The organism is Methylobacter sp., from assembly GCF_036845245.1.
Taxonomy (GTDB): Bacteria; Pseudomonadota; Gammaproteobacteria; order Methylococcales; family Methylomonadaceae; genus Methylobacter_A.
Genome location: NZ_DAIUEH010000002.1, coordinates 187,889 through 208,707, shown reverse-complemented (window position 1 = coordinate 208,707; position 20,819 = coordinate 187,889). Strand labels below are relative to the sequence as shown.

Below are 20,819 nucleotides of genomic sequence, written 5' to 3'. Positions count from 1 at the left end.
ATAACAGGTCATACTCGATATTATATGTGCAATTCACATATTTGACCCATTACCGTAATTAGTTTAGCCTATTGTTTATGAATTATTTTTAATGCGTTTGCCCTGACTTCATGATCAGGTTGCTGCCACAAGCCGGGCAGGGATTTCTTGATAACAGGTCATATTCAATATTATTAGGACTTTCGCAACCCTAGCCGAATAGGTTATGTTAGCAGACATGATCACGAAACAACGTTACGTAGAATACTTGATTTGCCCGCCGATCAACTATACCTGCTTCAACCTGTCCGAGCATTTGGACCCTATCAGCCATGATGTGTCAACACTTTTCCGGACACAAAGTTAAGCAGATTTTAGCTGCATTTCGTAGTCCACTGGCGACACATAGTTATTGGCAGAATGAAGCCGTTCACGGTTATAAAACACTTCGATATATTCAAATATATCCTTGCTCTTAGCCTCGGCTCTGGTTTGGCAGCGCTGATGATGCACCAGCTCTGTTTTCAGCGTATGGAAGAAGCTTTCCGAAACGGCATTATCCCAGCAGTTGCATTTGCGGCTCATGCTTTGGATGATGCCATATTGCTGCAACAGCGCGCGATGACTGTCTGAGGCGTATTAGCTGCCTCGATCCGTATGCCAAATTAAGCCCTTGCCGGGTTTACGATTCCAAACAGCCATCGATAATGCATCATTCACTAATTTAGCCTTCATGTGCTCGGCCATTCACCTGCCGTGAATACAAATCTATAATCACAGCCAAGTGCAACCAACCTTCCTGGGTAGAAATATAAGTGATGTCGCCGACATAGGTCTGATTCGGTTCCGCCACTGTGAATTGCCGATCCAGATGATTGGAGCAATGGGTAGGCTATGTTTGGAGTTCGTGGTTGCTTTGAATTTGCGCTTGGTTTTACAAGCCAAACCTGCCGCCTCCATTAACCGGCCAATACGCCGGCGGCTGACCTGCCGCTCCTTATTGATTAAGGCTTCCTTAAGTCGGCGCGTCCCATAGTTTCTTCGGCTCTTTTTGAACAAGGCCTTGATCACTTCAGTGAGTTCTACATCGTTTTTTTCAGCCGCTGTTTGAGGAGACTTTAACCAAGCATAGTAAGCGCTACGGGAAACAGCCATGAACTGGCACATTGATTTAACAGGAGATTCAGTCTCATGCTGTTTGATCCAGGCGTACTTCTCGGCAACTGCTCCTGCGTTGCTCTACCTCCTGCATCCATGCAGTCGACCGGTGCTCCTTGGCAAAATACGCCGCTGCTTTTTTTAACAGGTCGCGCTCCTCTATTAACCGGGCGTTTTCTTTCTTCAACCGCTTCAATTCTTCGTAAAGATGCTCATCGGTTCGAACTGTTTTGTTGGGTTCTTTTGGCTGGCTATATTTGTTGATCCAGGTATGTAGCGTATTGGCGTTAACCCCTAAATCTCTGGCGGTCTGGGCAATTGCCTTTTCTGATTCCAGGGCCAGCTTGACCGAGGATTCCCTAAATTCGGCGCTATAAATTTTTATATTTTGTTTTTCTTGATCCATTTTTGACACACTCTCTAATTTCAGATTATTTTAGATTGTGTGTCCGGTTTAGTGTAGCCACTTCACTCTATCAAGTCCGGGCCGACTTGTTTTCCGACTATTTGCGAGCTGAACTGCGTAACCCCAGAATCAAGTCTTATTCGGGGGGATAGCGAAAGTCCTAATTATACAAGAAAATCACATATTTGACCCATTGCCAAATATCGAACCGATGAAAACGGCTAAATAAAGAGCTTCGCAATTAAATCATTTTCTCAATAGTATACCGAGGCCGCCGTTTGGTTTCTGAATAAATTTTAGCTAAATATTCCCCCATAATGCCAAGGCATAGTAACTGTATACCTCCAAGAAAATAGATAGGCAAAACAGTTGAAGCCCAGCCTGGTATTGCATCTTGAGTAAATAAACGTATCGCAATTGCCCAAACTGTAACTAAGAAACTAATCAGCGATACTAACAATCCTAAACTCGTAATAATGCGTAGAGGTAAATCTGAGAAGGATGTGATGCCTTGCCATGCGAATGAGAGCATTTTTTTCAGCGGATATTTTGATTCGCCGGCATAGCGTTCGGCCCGGTCGTAATATACAAGAGCATATGAAAATCCGATTTGTGGAATTATGCCGCGAAGGAATAAATTAACTTCGCCAAATTCTCTGAGCGCTTCAATGGCTTGTCGGCTCATCAAACGGTAGTCAGCATGATTGTAGATAATTTCCACACCCATGGAGCTTAACAGACGGTAATAAACTTTGGCAGTAAAACGCTTAAAAAATGTATCGGTCATACGAGCGTCTCGAACACCATATACAATATCGTAGCCAGCCGCATAGAGCTCAATCATCTTTTTAATCGCGGATAAATCATCTTGCAAGTCGGCGTCTACGCTAATAATTGCCTCTCCTTCCGCCGTTAATAGACCGGCTAAAAGAGCATTTTGATGGCCACGATTACGTGATAATTTGATTCCGTGGATGAATTCGTGGGTCTCGGCTAGAGACTCTATCATTTCCCATGTTCGGTCACGGCTTCCGTCATCAATATAGTATACACGGCTGTTAGGCGTAACCTTGCCATCGATGATAAGTTGCTTCAACAAATCTGCCAATTGGCGGGTCGTTTCCAATAAGACGGCTTCTTCGTTATAGCAAGGAAGAATAATGCTGACATCAATCATCCGCGGAATCATGGGTTTTTCATTGAATTTAGCTGTCTCGCATAAATGATCTGTTGCCATATCTATGCCTCGCTGAGTACAGAAAGCAAAATAACGGCTGCCCATAAAGCCTATGACGGTGTAGGGTATAATACCCAGTGCTTGAGCTATATAAGGATTTAAGTTGAAATGGGAGTTTGCAGATAAAACTGTAGCGAGGTTTGCCGCGTAAGCTACGGCGAGCACCAGTAAATAACGGATGAAACTAGAAATAACAGCGCCGCGACAGCTGAAGGTCCAGGTCTTGTTTAAAGCGAAACCTAGTAAAATTCCAAGCGAATAGCCAATCGCGTTTGCATGCACAATGTCTAGCTGTAAAAAATACATAGCAAAATAAATGGTACTTAATCCGACCAATGTGTTTGCGGCACCGACGATCAAGAATCGTATAAGGGGCATTGATCTCTCCTATTGCTTAATTGCATGAACGAAATACTGAGCGCCCAAGGGGCACCACTGCAGCCACCGCTCTAAAGGGCGTAGCGCCCGGAGAGTGCCAGGCACGAATAATCTGTAATGTAAGCCAACATTTTGAAATCCCGCTCTCTGCATTTCTTTACGAAGCTGTTTTCCTCTAATCAATTGAGCATTTTCATCGAAAGGGCAAGTATTCACAGCATTAACAGTAAGTGGATTCAGCGGATTATGTTCAAAAATAATTGCAGTTCCACCTGGTTTTATAGTTCGAAGCCACTCTCGTAAAAGGCCAAAATGAGCAGAATAAGGAATGTGATGGAATACGCAGGCAGCGAAAACTAAATCGAAAGTATTGTCAGGATAAGGGATATGCGTTCCATCGAAAGACTGGAAATTGGCAAGGTCAGAGAAACGGGATCGGCCTACTTCCAGACTTTTTTCTGAAACGTCCAGACAGGTCAAAGACGCATCAGGAAAAAATCTTCGAAAATGGGGCGTTGATGTACCAATGCCCGCGCCAAAATCCAGTATTTGTAGTGGATTCTGCTTATGTTTTCGATGCATGAAGAGTTCAAAAACATCTTTAATTTTATATTCAGCAAAGAACTCCGTAGATTCGCCGGAGAGCCTGATATTTTTCTGGTGTAGAATATAGTATTCATCCGCAAATTTATCGAATTCGGCTTTATGCATAACTTTAACTAATTAAGATAACGGTTTGTCAGCTGAAATATAAGTTTCACCTGCATTGATAAAAATGTATAAATGAATTGAATTATGCAACTTATGCAAAAATATTTCCTATTTCTTTTATCGGTACTTTTTGCATATAGGCGCTTAGCAACAAGTTAGCTGATAAAAATAATTATCTGGAAGTGTTTTTTGGAACCTTTTTTCTTAATTTTTATTGTTCAACTCGATATTACTTTCTTGTTTGTGTGCCAGTGAAATTAGAAAAATGCTAATCAGTGTATTCTCTTTTTAAATGGGGGCTGGGAAAGATTGAAGCAAGGATAAAAATAACCGCTATTTCCAGTACGACCAGACTGCTTAATAAGTAACGAGGTTCTGTTGATATGGCAAAAGTTAATATAAATAATAAGCTGAGACAAGAGCACGTTATTGATGTTAATAATATAGTCCGATTGATAACGGATAATTTGAAGAAATTTACTAGTAAGTATCCCAGAATAAGGAAAAGCACTATCTTATATGCAGATAGTACTAGAATCACAGTATTGCTAGGATGTTCAAGAGCCATAGAAACAGAATTTTCGGTGATGTTTGCATCGGATAATCCTCTGCCTTGCTTACTTAAAGGCAATAGGTTGATAGAGTTGTAGGTAATATTGCTCATCATTGAGATAATCCGAGTAATAGGCAGTTGTAAATAATATCTTAAAGGGGTTCTATCTATTCTATTTTTAGCAATCTCGGCAAATAAGTTATCTATTGGGGGCGGTATAGATTTTCCGTCTTGTTTAGCCAGCGTAGTCATGATATCCGAAATAACTTGCTTTTCATGGTTATTATCAAACGCCTTATCCGGCAGCCTTATTGACGAATATTTTCCATCAAAAATTTTGTAAATATTCTGGTCATCATGGCTTGAGCTTTTCCATGTTTTGAACCAAGCCAATGTTCCTTTTGGATATGTTAATGAATTATCGCCCATTGCTAAGGTTGGCGGAAAAGGCAAGCCATTAGCCGCTCCACGAATACCCCAAATGATAAGAGGCATTGATATTAGAAAACCGATTATGGTTATCTTTTTTAATGCGAATGTAGGTGAGTATATAGAGAATGCAACAATAGGAACCGTCACACAAAATATTACCATTTCATAACGTGTAAAAACTGCGATTATAAGAATTATGAACCAAGTAATTGTTTGCATCTTTTTCGTTATTAGTGATTTAATTATTTCCGCGAAAAGAATGATTATCAACGGAATAACAATAGACTCTGTTAATAATACACTAGCCCATGCTATTTGAAACGGTGACCAGCTTAACAGCATGGAAATAACTAAAATTTTTCTGAATTGTAATTTTAGTTTTGAGTAGAGTACAGAACAGAAATAGAAAATGGCACCCACCAATAATAAATATTGAGCCATAACAGAGATAGTATAGTTGGTATGGTCAAATATCCGAGTTACGGCCAGGAATAATGGGTATCCAAATAGCTGGTTACCACCCCAGTCAGGCGTGCATTGATGACTCGACGGGGTGGAACGTGATACGCAATGATTCTCTAGTATATTATCTGAAACTGATAGATAGGTGGCGCTATCTTGAGTGTGTATAAAAGGAAATAATAGGAATGGGATAATATTTAATAAAAATATTAGTAAAAAAATAAATATATATTTTTGGCTATCTTTCATTAAGAATATTGTCCTTGCAATAAGTGATAAACATATTATAAATATAATTCATGTTAAACAAATTTTTAATGCTTAGATTCAATTTACAGGTGCAAGCGATAAATGTTTGGCAAGAAACTCTATTGTATAAAAATAACTCAAGATATTTATATGTTTAAGGTTATGCTATTAACTAAATTCATTGGGACTATTTAATGTAAATAAAGAATTATAAGCTTTTATGGAGTAGTCAACCGATTTTGGTTTTACAAGTAGACTGGTAAAGTTGAGCCAAAAGCCTTGCCTCTGAAAACCTCGAAAACGGCTATTTTTGATAAGTGGTCATTTAGTGAAGGTCATTAATTTGTAATGAGTTATTTTTCTAATTCTATGAGTCTGTCGGATTTAGTAAATCTTAGATTCAGCTCCTAAGTGCAATCGGCATTAATCGGAAAAGAAAAAGGTTAGCTGATATAGTTTCACGCTTTTTTCAATCCGACCAAAGACGAGAAAGCGCATGAGAAACTATAAGCAGCTAAGCCAAGCACAAAGATACCAGATTAAGATATTAATTGCAGCGGGGAAAACCAGAAAGAGATAGCAGAGTTATTGTGCATATCGGGATCTACCGTGTGCCGGGAGCTGAAACGCAATCGAGGCAAAAAGGGCTACTTCCCGAAGCAGGCGCAAATAAAAGCGGATAAGCGACGGGCTCAAGCAGCAAAAGCACTCAAAATGACCGCCGAAGTGATCGTTGAGATTGAACAAAAAATCCGTTTGGACTGGAGCTCGGAGCACGTCTCGGGGAAGCTGGAAATCACTATCAGCCATGAAGCGGATTTATCAGCCTATCTGGGCAGATAAGCAGTGCGGCGGCACGTTGTATCAGCATCTTCGGCACAGCAACAAGAAACGCAAAAAGCGATACGGATCAAAGGATAAGCGCGGTCAGATCAGGAACCGTATCAGTATCGACGAACGCCCTGAGATCGTTGCGCAAAAGACCCGCATCGGCGATTGGGAAATTGATACAGTGATAGGTAAGAACCATCAAGGCGCCTTAGTGCCGATAGTGGATCGGGTATCCAAGTTCACCCTGATAAAGAAGGTAGCGAGTAAACAGGCCGAGGTGGTGACTGAGGCCACTATTTTATTGCTACAGTCCTATCTGGATAAAACTTTAACGATTACCGCCGATAACGGCAAAGAATTCGCAGGACACCAGAAAATAAAGCAACAGCTCAACGCTGACGTGTATTTCGCTCATCCTTATAGTTCCTGGGAGCGAGGCTTAAATGAAAATACCAATGGTTTGATCAGGTAATACTTTACCAAAGGCAGTCGCTTTGAGAACATAACCGATGACGCGGTTGAGTCTGTCATGTATAAGCTCAATCATCGCCCTCGAAAAACACTCAATTTTAAAAGACCTCATGAGGTCTTTTTTGCTGAGAAAGAGAAAGAAGCCGCATGATTACTGGGATTGCACTTCGGAGTTGAATCCGCCAATTAATACTAAAATTATCCCACTAAAATGTGATAGAGCAAGGCCATAAAATGTAAAAACATCATGACCAACAATGTTCAATAGACAATATACTTGTAAATGCCCATGCACGATCATAACAATGCCTATCCGATAGGGCTCTATGTTCGCAATAATGTCCCCTGCTAATGTTGGCTTATTGGCCTTCAATTGTGACCCCAGACACAGCGTAAAAATTGACATAAGTAAATAATAAAATCTAATTGAGTCTTTTCCGGTAAGAAACAAGATGAATGAATCAATAGATGTGTGTTGCTCCAGAGTGTTTCAAGCAAGAAGTCAATGGTTTGGCAGGTATTGGTTTATGTGTACGGCAGCTATCTTGATGGCATTGATTGCTGTTCCTCTAAGAGCTGAAGATCAAAGTAAGCCAGATGAGGTGGGGCACGTCACACTAGCCATCGGTCAGGCTTTTGCGCACAATAAAAAAGGCGAGCAACGGCCCTTAAAGCGAGGCGATGCAGTCTATGTTGACGAAACCATAGAAACAACGGCAGGTGGACATGTGCACTTACGCTTTGTGGATGAGGGTACAATCAGTCTGCGTCCTAATAGTCGTCTGAGTATTAAGCTTTATCATTACGACAAGTTGCAACCTAAAAACAGTGCCATCCGCTTCAATCTTGAGGCGGGTGTTGTTCGCAGCATTTCCGGGAAAGCTACACAAGCCGCTCATGACCGGTTTCGTCTCAACACGCCGATTACAGCGATTGGTGTTTTGGGAACGGATTTTGTGGTTCGTGCTGAGCCCGAAAAGATGTGGGCCGGCGTCTATTCAGGCGCTATTGCTATCGCTCCACTAAATGCACAGTGTGCTGTCGATGGTCTGGGCGCCTGCGCAGGAGCAACACGCTTATCCGAGACAATGGGAAGCGTTATGATTGAATTCAGTGGCGGCAGGGAGAGGGAGAAAATTGTGCCGCTTGACCCTGCAGTCATATCGAAGACGAGTAATCCCGATCGCGATAATTCGGAGAAATCTACGGATTCTGCTTCAGTTACGTCGAACCGTATGAATGCTGCAGAAATAAAGGCCGCTGATGTTGCTGCTCATTTAGGTGCCGACAATCAGTCCTCGCAGCCGGTTCAGCAGCCATCGCAGCCGGTTCAGCAGCCATCGCAGCCGGTTCAGCAGCAATTGCCGGTATCGCCGTTCACTTGGGCGCGTCAGGGCGATCAATTGCCCGGCGGTGCCGTGCTGCCTTCTGTTGCCGAGGTGCAGCAACAGAAGGCTGATTTTCTCGGCAATAACTCTTATAAATTATACCGCGCACAGTCGGCTTTAACCGAGTTGCCACGAGCAGGTGCTTACGATTTTAATCTAGTGGAAAAAGAAGCAGGCTTTACTGATTTTGCAGGCAATGATCATACGAGAAAACTCGCTCAGTTGGATGTGGCGACACTGCATGTTGATTTTGCAGCTAAAGAGTTTAGTACCCGATTAGAGATGAGTTATCACCCGCAAGTCGGCCCGGCAATTTCAGCTGCTCTCGATGGGGCAGGGCGTATCGAAAGTAACGGCCAATTTGCGGACGGAAATGCGGTAAGCGGCAGTGGTGTCGGAGGAATGCTCGGAATGGATGGTACGTCCGCAGCCCTGCTTTTCAGGAAAGAGGTTCCATCGGTAGGGGCATTTGATGGGCGGGCCTCGACAAAATGATGATGGACGAATCTTTGCTCAAAAACCGGATAACACCATTTTTATTAGCTGCGTCGCTGACTTTGGGGGTCAGTGTTTTCTGGGCGGACCCCTTTTCCAGTATTGAGGCCGCTGTTGGCGATCATCTGTGGCAGTTTATGAGTACCTCCTCCGCCAACCGGGAACGGCGAGTGGTAGTGATTGATATTGATGAAGCCAGCATTGCCCGTTACGGCGCTTGGCCGTGGCCTCGCGAACGTACGGCAGCTCTATTCAAAAGTTTGGCAGAACAGGGAGTTGCCCTGCGCGTTGTTGATATTGCCTTTCCCGATTCGAAGCCTGGAGACGGCGAGTTGGCAGTAGAGCTGCTTAAAACGCCGACTGTCCTGGCGCAGATATTAGCTATCGGCGCTGACGAGCCGGTAAATATGGGGCAATTGCAAGGAGGCTTGTCTTCTGAGGTTTGTCCTGGTCAGTTTCCAGAGGCTAACGGCGCAATAGGCAATGCTCCTGGTCTTAGGGCGGCAAGTGCCGGTCACATTACTCCGCGAATGGCTGCGGATGGCACCATTCGATATTTGCCTGCAATTATCTGTTACCGGAATAAGGGCTATGCCGCGTTGGCGCTGGCCGCGATTGCCGAAGGCGCAGGAGTGTCGCCTGATTTTACAGTTGCTTACGGTACAGGATGGCTGGATCCGGTGGCAACATTGCGTCATCCTCGTTTGCCGGGTTTTTCCGTGCCTATTAACAAGCAGGGGGATATCTTATTGCCGTGGTGGACATCCAGAGAGGGTATCACCTCTATTTCAGCGAAAGATATCATGGAAGGCAATGTGCCTGCCGGATACCTAAAAGATGCTTGGGTGCTACTGGGTGCGACCGCTTTCGGTATGGGTGATACGGTTCCAACACCGCAGGCGGCTGCGGTAAGCGGTGTCGAGGTTCATGCGCAATTAATGACAGCGCTGTTGGATGGACGGATACCTTACCAGCCCCGTGGCGCAATGCTGATGCAGATAGGTTGGATGGTGCTGTCGGGCCTGCTGTTGTTGGGAACCAGTCGCTGTCGGGGTGGAATAATACGGGTCTATGGGCCGGTTATAACAGGATTACTATTAGTGGGTGCAACCGTAGTTCTGCATGCCGCTTTACTCTGGATCGGCAGTCTTTGGTTGCCCTGGATGGTCGCTGTATTTTTTATATTGTCTTTGGTGGCTTTGTTCACTACACAAGGCTATATGAATAGTCGTGCCGAGGGTGCGCTGCTTTACCGCAACCTTTCCAGCTATTTGCCTGCCCATGTCGCCAAGCAGATTGCCCAGCAAGAGCCTGGTAGTACGCTCAATGCGCGTCACGAGCAAGTTATTGTGCTTTATGCGGACTTAAGAAATTTCTCAGCTTGGTGCGACCAGTTGCCGGCGGAACAGGCCGGAGCGCTGTTGCATAGCTTCTATACCTTTGCTAGTAAAATTATTCACCAGGAAGGGGGAGTGGTGGAAGAGTATGTCGGCGATGCTGTGATGGGCGTATGGCGTACCAATAATAGCGATCTACGGCCGCTCAGTGCTGCTAAAAGCATTGTTTTGACCGGAGAGCGGTTGTTTGGCGCCGAAACCGGAATCAATACTTTGCCGCCTTTGGCAATAGGTATTGGTATCGAGCAAGGCGAGGTATTGGTTGGGTCGTTTGGCCCGGCCCGGCGTCGCACGCATGCCTTGTTGGGCAGGACTGTTACCACTGCGATACACTTGCAGGCCATGACAAGCGAACTTTCGCAACCCATAGTTTGCGGTGAGAATGTTGTAAAGTCTTGGAAAGAGGCTGTGCCAATGATTTCTCTGGGCAACTTTTTGTTAAAAGACAGGCAGCAGCCGACAGAATTATTTGTGCCGGGAACGGAGTTGGCGGTAGAGAGCGAGTGAGCTTGAAACAGAAGATCATAGCGCTGATGATTGTCTGTGGCTTTCTCTCAATTAGTACGGCAAATGCCTGTGACAAGGCGTTAATCGAAGACTCTCTTCAAGCCTGTAGTCAAGATCCCGATTGGCTGGTGCGTTATGCAGCATCACTTAATGCCAAGAAGCGCTACACAGAGGCTGCCGATCTGTTGGAAGGCGTATTGTTGCAGTATCCGGAAACCGGCGGAGCGGTAGAGCAATATAACCAAGCCTTGGCAGGGATAGACAGTCAAGACGGCTCACATCAGAACATACAATCGATCCCGGTGGTCTTGCCGCAACAATGGCAAATCAATACCGGTTTGCAAATACGGAGCGGCTACAGTGACAACCTTAACCAGGCGCCTTCACAGCCAATCATCCAATTAACACTGCCATCGGGACCTGTAGCTATTGAGCTGCAGCCGCAATTTCGTAAACAGGCTGGATTTGGGGCTGAATCGCAGCTGGTTGCAAACGCGGTAAAAACAATAGCTGAGGGACTGCAATGGCAGGTGAGAGGCGAATTGTTTAATCGGGAAACAGAATACGGTGGTTACGCAGATTATCAGGGAACCAATCTGCTTACCTCGCTTATGCAGCGCGAGGATGATGGCAGAGAGACAGGTGGGGCGCTAGGGTTCAATGTTTTGCGTTACGGTGGCGATGTCTACTTGTATACGGGCCAGTTGATGTTGCGGCACACTGCGGAAAGTTGGGCGTACTGCAGGCCTCAGATGGGAGGAGATTTTTTGTGGCAAAGGCAAAATGGAAGGCCGCTATTGGATAGTCGTTATACCGGCTTAATGGCTGGTATAGCTTGTGACACAAAGATTGGTTTATATAGCGCCGTGATCAGTGCAGGATGGGACTGGGCAAGCAATCAGCGCCCCGGAGGCGATCAACGACGAGGCAAATTGGAAGTGATTGGGATTTGGCCTACGGAAGTAATGGTCCGGGACAGTTTTTTAAAGGCCTACGCCAATATCATGCAAAGCAATGATACGAAATCTTACAGTCCCTGGCTGAATAATGGCGCAACAAGATATATAAGTCGAATAGGGCTGGGGCTGGATTATGACTGGCCGCTGGATATGGTCGCCGACAATTGGCGAGGAGTAGTAAGTGCTAAATGGCAAAATCAAAACAGCAACATCAGTCTATTTGAAATGAATACATTGGAAGGTTGGCTGGGAGTGAGAGTGGCTTGGTAAATAAGATAGATAGCTTATGCTCCATCAACTTAAGGAAATAGATCGTGATTTCGACAGGGGTTGCCGGGTTCGCAAGCCACAGATAACAAAATCAATAAGCATGTGCACGTATAATGTCGGCACAAGTAGCTTGATTCTGGCGTACGTCAGCTACTTTGGCGTTGTGCCTCAGTTTTCATTAAGGTTTCATAGTGTTTGGCTGGGCTTCGTGCTGTGGGTAGGTGTAGTTCGTATTAATTATTATTTTTTATGAAACATATAGATATAGAATGAATGCGAAGTGAAATATACTAATTGATTGCATTTTGTTGAGTTAGATATAAAATTTAGCTTAGGAAGAAATCGGTGCAGCCGCAGGCTTGAGTCTTTGTTTCTTGTAAGTGTATTGGCAAAACAGTGATTGAACCAAGCTATGGTTCACGATTCCATTGATTTTGACTGGGTTAAAAACGAGGAAGAGTTAGAGTACTTTGATTATAAAATGCATCTCACAATGCTTCGGGAAATAAATATCAGTGGTTGTGAGCATGATCACATCGGCTTGGAGTTGTAATCGGATAGACTAAGCTCCAACCTAGGAAAAGGGAGACCTAAGTCATTTAAGATGGCAGGGTGCCGAATTTATTGATAAGGACTGTAATGGATCAAGCGCATTAAACCATCGTGCTTTTGATCGAGTGCAGATCAAATCTGATCTCGGCTTTTTGCAGAAAGTTTCTTTTTAACATTTAATTTTAAGGAGCCCAACATGGCTTTTACAATAGTTACAACTCGAACAATTCTTGCGCGTAACGCAGGCGCACTGTATAACTTGGAACTCGGTTCTACAGACATGGGGACTCTGGTTACCCAAGCTGGCACAACCACTGATAGCGTAAATGCTTTCCTGAACACCATCTACACCAACAGTGTTGGTACCGCTGCAACCACCGCTGTAGCCGCCGAGCTGGTTAACAACTTGGGTATCACTGATCCAGCGGCGATTACTTCAGCAACAGATTATATCGTTGGCCAATTGAATGCAGTTGCTTATACCGCGCGCGGCGCCGTAGTTAACAACATAATCAGTCTGTTTACCGGATTAACTGCTGATCCTGTTTTCGGTACTTTTGCGACTACATATAACACTAAAATTGCCAACGCCGAGGCTTATGCGGCGGTCTCTACCAATACCGGCAATGCTACTTTTGGTGGGGTTTCTACACAGCCTGCCGGACAGACTTTTACGCTGACTAATGGTATTGACACGTTTACTGGCGGATCCGGTAATGACACTTTCAATTCTTCGGTTATTGGTGGGCTTTCTGCGCTGGACAATCTCGATGGCGGCACCGGCACTAACACATTGACCGTAAGCGATACCAACCCCATCGCTGTTTCTCCAACCACCAAGGTTGCAAATATCCAAACGGCGACTCTGTCTTCCGGCGGCACAGTAGGCGGTGACCTTTCTTCCTGGACCGGCCTGACCCAATTGACCGTATCCGAAATCGGCGGCTCTGGTACTGGCCTTACCGCTGCAGGGACTACTGCGGTGACTGTCACTGATTCAGCCCAAGCTGCCGGCAATATCACTGTAAACGGCGGTTCTTCGGTTACTATAACGTCAACCGGTGCAACTAACGGTACGATTACTGTCGGTACAACAACCGCTCCAACCGGCGCTGTTGTTATCAACGAAACCGCAACCAACAACGGCACAGGGGGGGCTATTAACGTATCGGGCGGCACGACTGTCAACATTACCCAAACTGCCGCCAACGCAATCAATACAACCCATACAAATGGTGCTGTCAACGTCTCAGGCGGCGCTGCTACCACTTCAGTGACGATTAATAACTCGGCAATCGCAACCGCATCTCTTACTAAAGCAGGCGTTGTCGCCAATTCGGTCTCTATCAGCGACGTTAACGGCGGCACCACTAAAGCAGGAACAATCACTTCTGCCACGGTAAGCAATTACACGACATTGGGTATCAGTGACAATGCGCTGACAACCTTGAACTTGACTGGCGGTTCCGGCAACATAATTATCGACAATAGCGGTCTGACTACTCCAACCAACAAGACGCTGGGTTTAACCGTCAATGGCTTGACGGCCGGCACGCTGGACGATGCTGATATTTACACGACACTGAACGTCACCACCGCGGGCGCGGATTCGACTTTGTCAAACATTACCACAGGTGCTGTGGCCACATTGACTGTCGCGGGCACCAAAGGTTTGACCCTGAATTCCGCTGCCGGTTTGGTGGGCGCGTTGAAAACCGTTACTGTAAGCGGATCGGCGGGTTTGACCGCTGATTTTACCCTAGCTAGTAAGGTGACTGCTGTCGATACTTCGGCTACAACAGGCGCATCGAAAGTGACTATCGACGGCTCGAAAGCAACGTTCACCGGCGGCGCCGGTGCCGACACGGTGACCGTGGTTACAGGCGCAACCAAGGCAATCTCTCTTGGCGCAGGCGATGACAGTCTGACCTTGGGCGCCTTGGTGCCGACCGCTGCAATCAGCGGCGGCGCGGGTACCGATACCCTGTCGATGGATACTACTGCGGCGGCTACCGCTTCGAGTACGCCTTCATTTGCAGGTTTGGTAACAGGCTTTGAGCATCTGACGTTGACCGGTGCTGCTGTTACAAAGACTATCGATCTGGCAGTGTTGGGTAATTTTAACTACGTAACCACCAGCGGTGGTACTGATGTGACATTAGCCAATTTGAGTTCTGGTGCCACTTTGGCGTTAACCGGCGCGGGAACTAAGTACACGATTGGAAGTACCTCCGCGTTCACCTCAGGTACGAATGATACCGTTAACTTGGCGTTGACCGACGGTTCCGGAGCGGGTGTGTCTTTTGCCGCCACCGGGATTACCGCATCAGGCGTCGAAAACTTTGTAATCACGACTGCGGATACCCAAGCAACTCCAACAGGCACCTTTAACGACCTCGTGACTGTGCTGGGCAACTCGGCGAAGACCATCACTGTGAGCGGTAACGCCGGCCTGACATTGACTGCAGCGTCTACAGCGTTAACTTCAGTCGATGCAAGCGGTATTACCGGCACTACGACGGGCGGCTTTTCTTGGACTTCCGGTGCACTTGCTGCGGCGGCAACCGTCAAAGGTTCCGTAGCTGGAGCCAATACGGTTGACGCATCGGCAGCTACAGGTGGTGCAGTGACTTACACCGGCGGTACAGGCAATGACGTGTTCACTGCTACCAACGGTAAGGCAAATGTCGTTACCTTGGGTGACGGCACTAACAGCGCTACAGTCAGCAGCGGTAACAACACTATCACCGGCGGTACTGGGGCCGATACTGTAATTGCTACAACTGGTAACAATACAGTTACTCTGGGTAACGGTGCTAACGCCTTCACTGCAACATCAGGTAACAATACTTACACCGGCGGCACAGGTGTGGATACAGTAACTGTAGGCGGAGGCACGAATACCTTGACCTTAGGAACAGGTGCCGATGTGGTGTCGATCACTGCGGCTGGCTCGAACGTCAACACCTATACCACTATTACTGATGCTCACGCGGGTGTGGCGATTACTTTTGTGGATAAGGGAACTGAAACCTTTAATACAACAAAAGTAGCACTTGCACCGACAGCAGTGTTCCAGGATTACGCCAACGCAGTTGTTCAAGCCGGTGGTAATGCGTCTATTGATGGTGCATTTGGTTGGTTCCAATTCAGCGGCAACACTTATTTGGTTGAGAGCCGTCACGACGGGTCTGGTAATAACGCTAGTTTCGTCAATGGTACTGACATGATTATCTCCTTAACCGGTTTGGTTGATCTGAGTGCTGCAACTGGCACAGGTACAGCTACTTTGACTCTGGTCTAAAGCGGTATAGCTGTAATGCGGATTCGCCGCAAGGAAATCTGTCAGAAAAAGCAATAAAACCAGCCCTCGGCTTATCGAGGGTGCAGTAAACAAAAACCTCGCTGCTCACAAGGCAGCGAGGTTTTTTTCTGAGTGTATTCGTCGAGTGCACTCAGAAAAAACATACAAAATTAAAGAGAACGAATCATGAGTGACTGGACCGCCGGCTATGTGGCCGACATTGGCTACACCTACGGCTACTACGCCGAACTCAATCCACTGCGTATCAGTCTGGCTTTTCTCAATGCCGGGCTTGTGCCTCCTGAACTGGGAATTCATTGCGAACTTGGCTACGGTCAGGGCGTGAGCGCCAATATTCATGCGGCAGCTTCCGGTAGTACATGGCACGCCACCGATTTTAACCCTGCGCAAGCCGGTTTTGCTCAAGCTCTAGCGCGGGTTTCCGGAGCCAATGCGCATCTCACCGACGAAGCCTTTGCCGATTTTTGTAACCGACCTGACCTGCCGGACTTTGATAGCATCGGTCTGCACGGCATTTGGAGTTGGATATCCGACGAGAACCGAGCGGTCATTGTCGACTTCATTCGCCGTAAGTTGAAAGTCGGCGGTGTGCTTTATATTAGTTACAACACTCAGCCGGGTTGGGCGGCGATGGTTCCGATGCGGGATTTGTTGACCGAGCATAGCGAAGTAATGGGGATGTCGGGGCAGGGCATTGTTTCCCGTATTGATGATGCGCTCGATTTTGCTGACAAGCTGTTCGAGACCAATCCCATCTATAGTAAAGTTAACCCATTAGTTATTGACCGGCTCAAAGGTATCAAAAAACAAAATCGTAATTATCTTGCCCACGAATATTTCAACCGTGATTGGTTACCGATGTCGTTTTCGCGGATGAAGCAATGGCTAATTCCAGCTAAGCTCGACTATGCCTGTTCGGCGCATTATCACGATCATATCAATGCTTTAAATTTGACCGCCGAACAACAAAAGCTGCTTGGGGAAATCCCGGATGCAATGTTCCGCGAAACGGTGCGCGACTTTTGCGTCAATCAGCAGTTCCGCAGGGACTATTGGGTCAAAGGCGCTCGAAAGCTCACTCAATTGGAGCAGGCTGAAGCCCTTGGTTTGCAAAAAATAATTTTGTTACAGTCGCGCGTTGATGTTTCTCTTAAAGTCACCGGCGCCATTGGTGAGGCAGGCTTGCAGGAAGCGATCTATAACCCCGTGCTTGATATTTTGTCCGACTATAAACCCAAAACGCTCAGTCAGATTGTGCACTTGGTTAAAGACAAAGGTGTAACGTTCGCTCATGTTGTTCAGGTCGCCATAGTTCTTTCCGGTGCGGGCTATTTGGCTGCAGCGCAGGATGAGACGGTGATTTCCAAGGCAAAAAAGCAAACCGACAAACTCAATATATATCTGATCGACAAAGCGCGAGGCAGTAGCGATATCGGCTTCCTGGCAAGTCCGGTGACCGGTGGCGGTGTGGCCGTGGGTCGTTTCCAGCAATTGTTTCTACTGGCGATTAGACAGGGTAGAAAGCAGCCGATAGAATGGGCGCAGTTGGTGTGGCAGATTCTTGCGTCGCAGGGGCAAAAAATTATTAAAGAAGGTAAGGCCTTGGAGAGTCCGGAGGATAACTTGGCAGAGCTGACTGAGCAGGCACAGATTTTTGCCGAGAAGCAGCTGCCGATATTGAAAGCGTTGCAGATTGCTTGATGGAGAGTTTGCGGCCTCTGATTATTAATCTTGCGCCGACGGGTATGGTTCCCACGCGTGCACAATCGCAATATGTGCCCCTTTCGACGCAAGAAATTGCGGCGGATGTAGCCGGCTGCGCTGCGCTGGGTGCATCGATGGTGCATATTCATGCGCGCGATAAAGACGGCGTGCCGACAGAAGACCCTGCTGTTTACGAAGAAATCATCGGCGCGATTCGCGCTGGCAATCCGGAAATGGTTATTGTCGTTTCTACGTCCGGTCGAGTGGTAAGCGAAGTCGAGCGTCGCTCGGCCGCTCTTTACTTGAATGGTTGTTTCAAACCCGATATGGCAAGTCTAACTCTGGGCTCGATGAATTTTGCTACCAGCGCCAGCGTCAACGATCCTAAGACAATCATCCTGCTTGCGAAGATTATGCAGGAGCGTGGCATCAAGCCGGAGTTGGAAGTATTCGATACCGGTATGGTCAACTTTGCGAAAATCCTGATAGACAAAGGTCTGATCACGCCGCCGTTCTACTTCAATATTCTGCTTGGTAACCCCAGCACCGCCCAGGCCACTTTGCTGCATTTGGCCGCCATCATTAGCGACCTGCCGCCACAGTCAATCTGGGCGTTGGCTGGCATCGGACGCTTCCAAGCCCGCGCCAATGCACTGGGCGTCGTAATGGGAAATGGTGTGCGGGTCGGTTTAGAAGATAATTTGTGGTTGGATGCAGCGCGTACGCAACTTGCTACCAATGTACAATTGGTGCAGCGAGTGGTAAACCAAGCCGGAGCGCTGGATCGAGCGATTGCAACTCCGCAAGCAGTACGAACAATGCTGGAGCTGGATAGCTTTCAATGAACGTCACCCCGCAACGGCTCGTTATTTTCGGTGTAAGCAATATTTTGTCCGACCTGTTCGACTGTGCCTATGCCAACAAAATTGCACTGAGCAAGATTGTCATTGATCTGCCGGAAGAAACCGGCGAACGAGATATCAGCTTGGCAGCTCGGCTTACGGCGCTGGAAGGTATCTGTGTGGCGCCTACGGTCGAATATCTTGATAACTTCAAGCCGGCCTCGGGGGAGCTATACTTGTTGGGGCCAACCACACCGACACGCGTTGTTCTGGCAAATAAATTAAAAGAGCGCTTCGGCTTGCATTTTCATACGCTGATCCATCCCAGCGCTTACGTATCGCCGCTGGCAACACTTGCCGAAGGTGTATTCATAGGCGCTAACAGCGTTGTCGGTCCGGGCGCTCGATTGGCCGAGCATGTTTTTATTAACCGCGGCGTAACTATTGGACATGATACGCACATTGGCGCATTTTCGCGCATCCAGCCAGGTAGCAATCTGGGAGGGCTATCACATATTGGTCGTGGCGCCACTGTAGCGATTGGCGCGACGTTAATAGAGCGGTTGGTGGTTGGGGATAATGCTTTCATCGGCGCAGGTGCGGTGGTGATCGCCGACGTGCCTGCAAACGTGCTGGTGGTCGGCATTCCTGCCAAGTTTAAAAAACTACTGGCGTAGTGCGCTGAGTAAAACGCTGCACTGCGAAATCGCAGGCAGCAAGTAAGCTAGGCCCGGACTTGTCAAGGTCAAGTGTGGTTGAAAAGAGCGTTTGCATTGCGCTTCCCTCTTGCTTTCGCATATCTTTACTGGCAATTAATGCGGCAAGCCTTGAAAAATACTCGGTTTCGTTGATGGCTGCTGAGCTACCCACTTTGCAACCGACATCGGAATCGGCATAGGTGACTATCGGTAATGCTTCCGCCATTGCTTCCGCAGCGCTGAAACCTCCACCCATACGCGGCGGATTGACATAAATATCGCAGCATTGCAGCACGGCAGGCATATCGCCATGCTCGCATAATACCCGAATTTGCTGTGCAGGCGCCTGCTCCAATGCAGGCGGCATCTTGCCTTGGCCGCCGATCAGCAGCCATATAATGAGGGGGTTGTTGAGCAGTTCAACCATACGTGTGGCCCATGCTCCGGTAATTTCTTTTTCCAATCGATAGCCAATGCTGATCAAAACTAACGCGGCTTCCGGCAAGGCAAGGTCTTGGCGTGACAGTGCAGATGTTGAAGGCTTACGCTTGATTCGGTAAGGGTGGTGCCAGCCGATGCTATTGGTTAGACGGCTATCCCATGTCGCCTGAGCTTTACCGGCATCTTCCTGCGATGCGCAGAGCCAGACGTCACATGGATCAAGCGGTGCAACAGAATGGATGTTCAGCCCCAGCACAGGGCGTGCTTCGAATAGCGGAGCCACAATCGGCGAATAAAATCCTACTGACATTACCAGATCAGGGTCAAATGAAGCGATGTGCGGCAGCATATCCACCCATCGGGCCATCACTGAAAAGCATTCAAGACCTTGGTATATCGCAATGCCATGTGGGCATTGTGAGCCCCATTTTGCTGAATCAAACGCCCCCATTGTGGTGGATTCCCCGGCTCCGAGTAAATGCGTCATACCAGGGACAGCAAGATCGAGGCAGGAAAACAGGGCGACTTCTATGCCCTGTTCCATCAGGATGCGCGCTTGATGTAATGCCATTGCTGTTGGGGCATGAGGATAGGTGCTTAAGTAAGGAATAATTATGGCAATTTTTCGAATCCGTTCAACATGTCGAGCAACAGGGCGTGTGGCGGTCTGCTGGGTCAAATGTTGTCCCAATTTATGTAAAATGTCCGGGAAAAATGCGTCACGAATTGCCTGTACAAATGCCGTTCTATTATTTGCGTGGCTCAATATACGAGCCCAGGCATACGATAGAAACGCGACCTGTCGGTCAGGGTCAAATGGTACAATGTTCAGCAGAATCCGACCTGCTTCTGCAAGGCGAGTATCATCATTCAGCATCGAGGCTAACCAAGTGGAGCGCAGGAATCCTGCCACGCTCTCATCCGGTGTTTGCAGCATTAAATGCTCTATCAGCTCTTTTTTGATGGACTCGTTATCGGCTTGTAGATAATAGTCCTTCAGTCGGTGCCAGCAATGACTCGCGCCGGGGCTCGCGATAGTTTGTGCTGTCGCATCGCGCAGCAGCATTATGTTGAAATCAATTTCGCTCATGGCAACCTAGGTTCTGTTGATGTTTCATCTCAGCCATAAAAGTATGATGAGAATGACAACATTCCCATGTAATTAATAATCTTCTTTTCATATCGAGTGGCAATTCTGTGATAGTGTTTGAGCTTGCCGAACATACATTTAACCTCTTGTTGCTAATTTCTTTAAGTTCCAATACTTCATCATTTAAATTTATCCAGTTCATGCTGCTTAAAATGATCGAGTCTGCCGGATTGGTGAAACGTCAACAGAACTTAGTGTTATGCTATTAGATAACATCCTGTAAC

The 20,819-nt window shown here is 47.0% G+C and carries 11 protein-coding genes and 2 pseudogenes; 8 read left to right on the top strand and 5 right to left on the bottom strand.

Annotation, left to right across the window (positions count from 1 at the left end; translation table 11 throughout):
- Window positions 1–342: 342 nt before the first annotated feature.
- From V7051_RS24580 to V7051_RS01870, 4 genes and pseudogenes are all read right to left on the bottom strand, one after another.
- Window positions 343–1,543: pseudogene (locus tag V7051_RS24580) on the bottom strand (IS3 family transposase).
- Window positions 1,544–1,784: 241 nt separating this feature from the next.
- The gene (locus V7051_RS01880) at window positions 1,785–3,158 is read right to left on the bottom strand and encodes a glycosyltransferase (RefSeq protein WP_333873189.1); all 1,374 of its coding nucleotides are present in this window, start codon (window positions 3,156–3,158) and stop codon (window positions 1,785–1,787) included.
- Between the two features lie 9 nt (window positions 3,159–3,167).
- On the bottom strand, window positions 3,168–3,869 hold the full coding sequence (locus V7051_RS01875) for a class I SAM-dependent methyltransferase (RefSeq protein ID WP_333873188.1): 702 nt from the start codon (window positions 3,867–3,869) through the stop codon (window positions 3,168–3,170).
- A gap of 268 nt (window positions 3,870–4,137) precedes the next feature.
- On the bottom strand, window positions 4,138–5,565 hold the full coding sequence (locus V7051_RS01870) for a hypothetical protein (RefSeq protein WP_333873187.1): 1,428 nt from the start codon (window positions 5,563–5,565) through the stop codon (window positions 4,138–4,140).
- Window positions 5,566–6,061: 496 nt separating this feature from the next.
- On the opposite strand from V7051_RS01870, the pseudogene V7051_RS01865 reads away from it, so the two are divergent.
- The 8 genes and pseudogenes from V7051_RS01865 to V7051_RS01830 all read left to right on the top strand — a co-directional run bounded on the left by V7051_RS01865 (window position 6,062) and on the right by V7051_RS01830 (window position 18,983).
- Window positions 6,062–7,018: pseudogene (locus tag V7051_RS01865) on the top strand (IS30 family transposase).
- A gap of 397 nt (window positions 7,019–7,415) precedes the next feature.
- Complete coding sequence (locus V7051_RS01860; RefSeq protein WP_334181112.1) at window positions 7,416–8,750, top strand: FecR family protein; 1,335 nt, start codon at window positions 7,416–7,418, stop codon at window positions 8,748–8,750.
- Entirely contained in the window at window positions 8,747–10,654 is a 1,908-nt protein-coding gene (locus tag V7051_RS01855; protein ID WP_333873185.1) for a CHASE2 domain-containing protein, read from the top strand. The genes V7051_RS01860 and V7051_RS01855 overlap by 4 nt, the downstream gene beginning before the upstream one ends.
- Before the next feature lie 2 nt (window positions 10,655–10,656).
- Window positions 10,657–11,883: a hypothetical protein gene (locus V7051_RS01850; protein WP_333873184.1), complete on the top strand. Its 1,227-nt coding sequence runs from the start codon at window positions 10,657–10,659 to the stop codon at window positions 11,881–11,883.
- 748 nt (window positions 11,884–12,631) lie between these two features.
- Complete coding sequence (locus tag V7051_RS01845; protein ID WP_333873183.1) at window positions 12,632–15,739, top strand: beta strand repeat-containing protein; 3,108 nt, start codon at window positions 12,632–12,634, stop codon at window positions 15,737–15,739.
- Window positions 15,740–15,925: 186 nt separating this feature from the next.
- Entirely contained in the window at window positions 15,926–17,461 is a 1,536-nt protein-coding gene (locus V7051_RS01840; protein ID WP_333873182.1) for a class I SAM-dependent methyltransferase, read from the top strand.
- The gene (locus V7051_RS01835; protein WP_333873196.1) at window positions 17,461–18,309 is read left to right on the top strand and encodes a 3-keto-5-aminohexanoate cleavage protein; all 849 of its coding nucleotides are present in this window, start codon (window positions 17,461–17,463) and stop codon (window positions 18,307–18,309) included. The genes V7051_RS01840 and V7051_RS01835 overlap by 1 nt, the downstream gene beginning before the upstream one ends.
- Window positions 18,306–18,983, top strand: a complete 678-nt coding sequence (locus tag V7051_RS01830) for an acetyltransferase (protein WP_333873181.1) — start codon at window positions 18,306–18,308, stop codon at window positions 18,981–18,983. The genes V7051_RS01835 and V7051_RS01830 overlap by 4 nt, the downstream gene beginning before the upstream one ends.
- On the opposite strand, the gene V7051_RS01825 is transcribed toward V7051_RS01830, so the two are convergent.
- Window positions 18,964–20,535 carry a glycosyltransferase gene (locus tag V7051_RS01825; RefSeq protein WP_333873180.1) on the bottom strand — a complete coding sequence of 524 codons (1,572 nt, stop codon included), beginning with the start codon at window positions 20,533–20,535 and terminating at the stop codon, window positions 18,964–18,966. The genes V7051_RS01830 and V7051_RS01825 overlap by 20 nt on opposite strands.
- Window positions 20,536–20,819 lie beyond the last annotated feature (284 nt).

Coding starts and splice junctions, on each gene's coding strand:
- V7051_RS01840 (WP_333873182.1), top strand. CDS start 15,926: ATGAGTGACTGGACCGCCGGCTATGTGGCCGACATTGGCTACACCTAC.
- V7051_RS01870 (WP_333873187.1), bottom strand. CDS start 5,565: ATGAAAGATAGCCAAAAATATATATTTATTTTTTTACTAATATTTTTA.
- V7051_RS01825 (WP_333873180.1), bottom strand. CDS start 20,535: ATGAGCGAAATTGATTTCAACATAATGCTGCTGCGCGATGCGACAGCA.
- V7051_RS01845 (WP_333873183.1), top strand. CDS start 12,632: ATGGCTTTTACAATAGTTACAACTCGAACAATTCTTGCGCGTAACGCA.
- V7051_RS01830 (WP_333873181.1), top strand. CDS start 18,306: ATGAACGTCACCCCGCAACGGCTCGTTATTTTCGGTGTAAGCAATATT.
- V7051_RS01860 (WP_334181112.1), top strand. CDS start 7,416: ATGGCATTGATTGCTGTTCCTCTAAGAGCTGAAGATCAAAGTAAGCCA.
- V7051_RS01855 (WP_333873185.1), top strand. CDS start 8,747: ATGATGATGGACGAATCTTTGCTCAAAAACCGGATAACACCATTTTTA.
- V7051_RS01875 (WP_333873188.1), bottom strand. CDS start 3,869: ATGCATAAAGCCGAATTCGATAAATTTGCGGATGAATACTATATTCTA.
- V7051_RS01880 (WP_333873189.1), bottom strand. CDS start 3,158: ATGCCCCTTATACGATTCTTGATCGTCGGTGCCGCAAACACATTGGTC.
- V7051_RS01835 (WP_333873196.1), top strand. CDS start 17,461: ATGGAGAGTTTGCGGCCTCTGATTATTAATCTTGCGCCGACGGGTATG.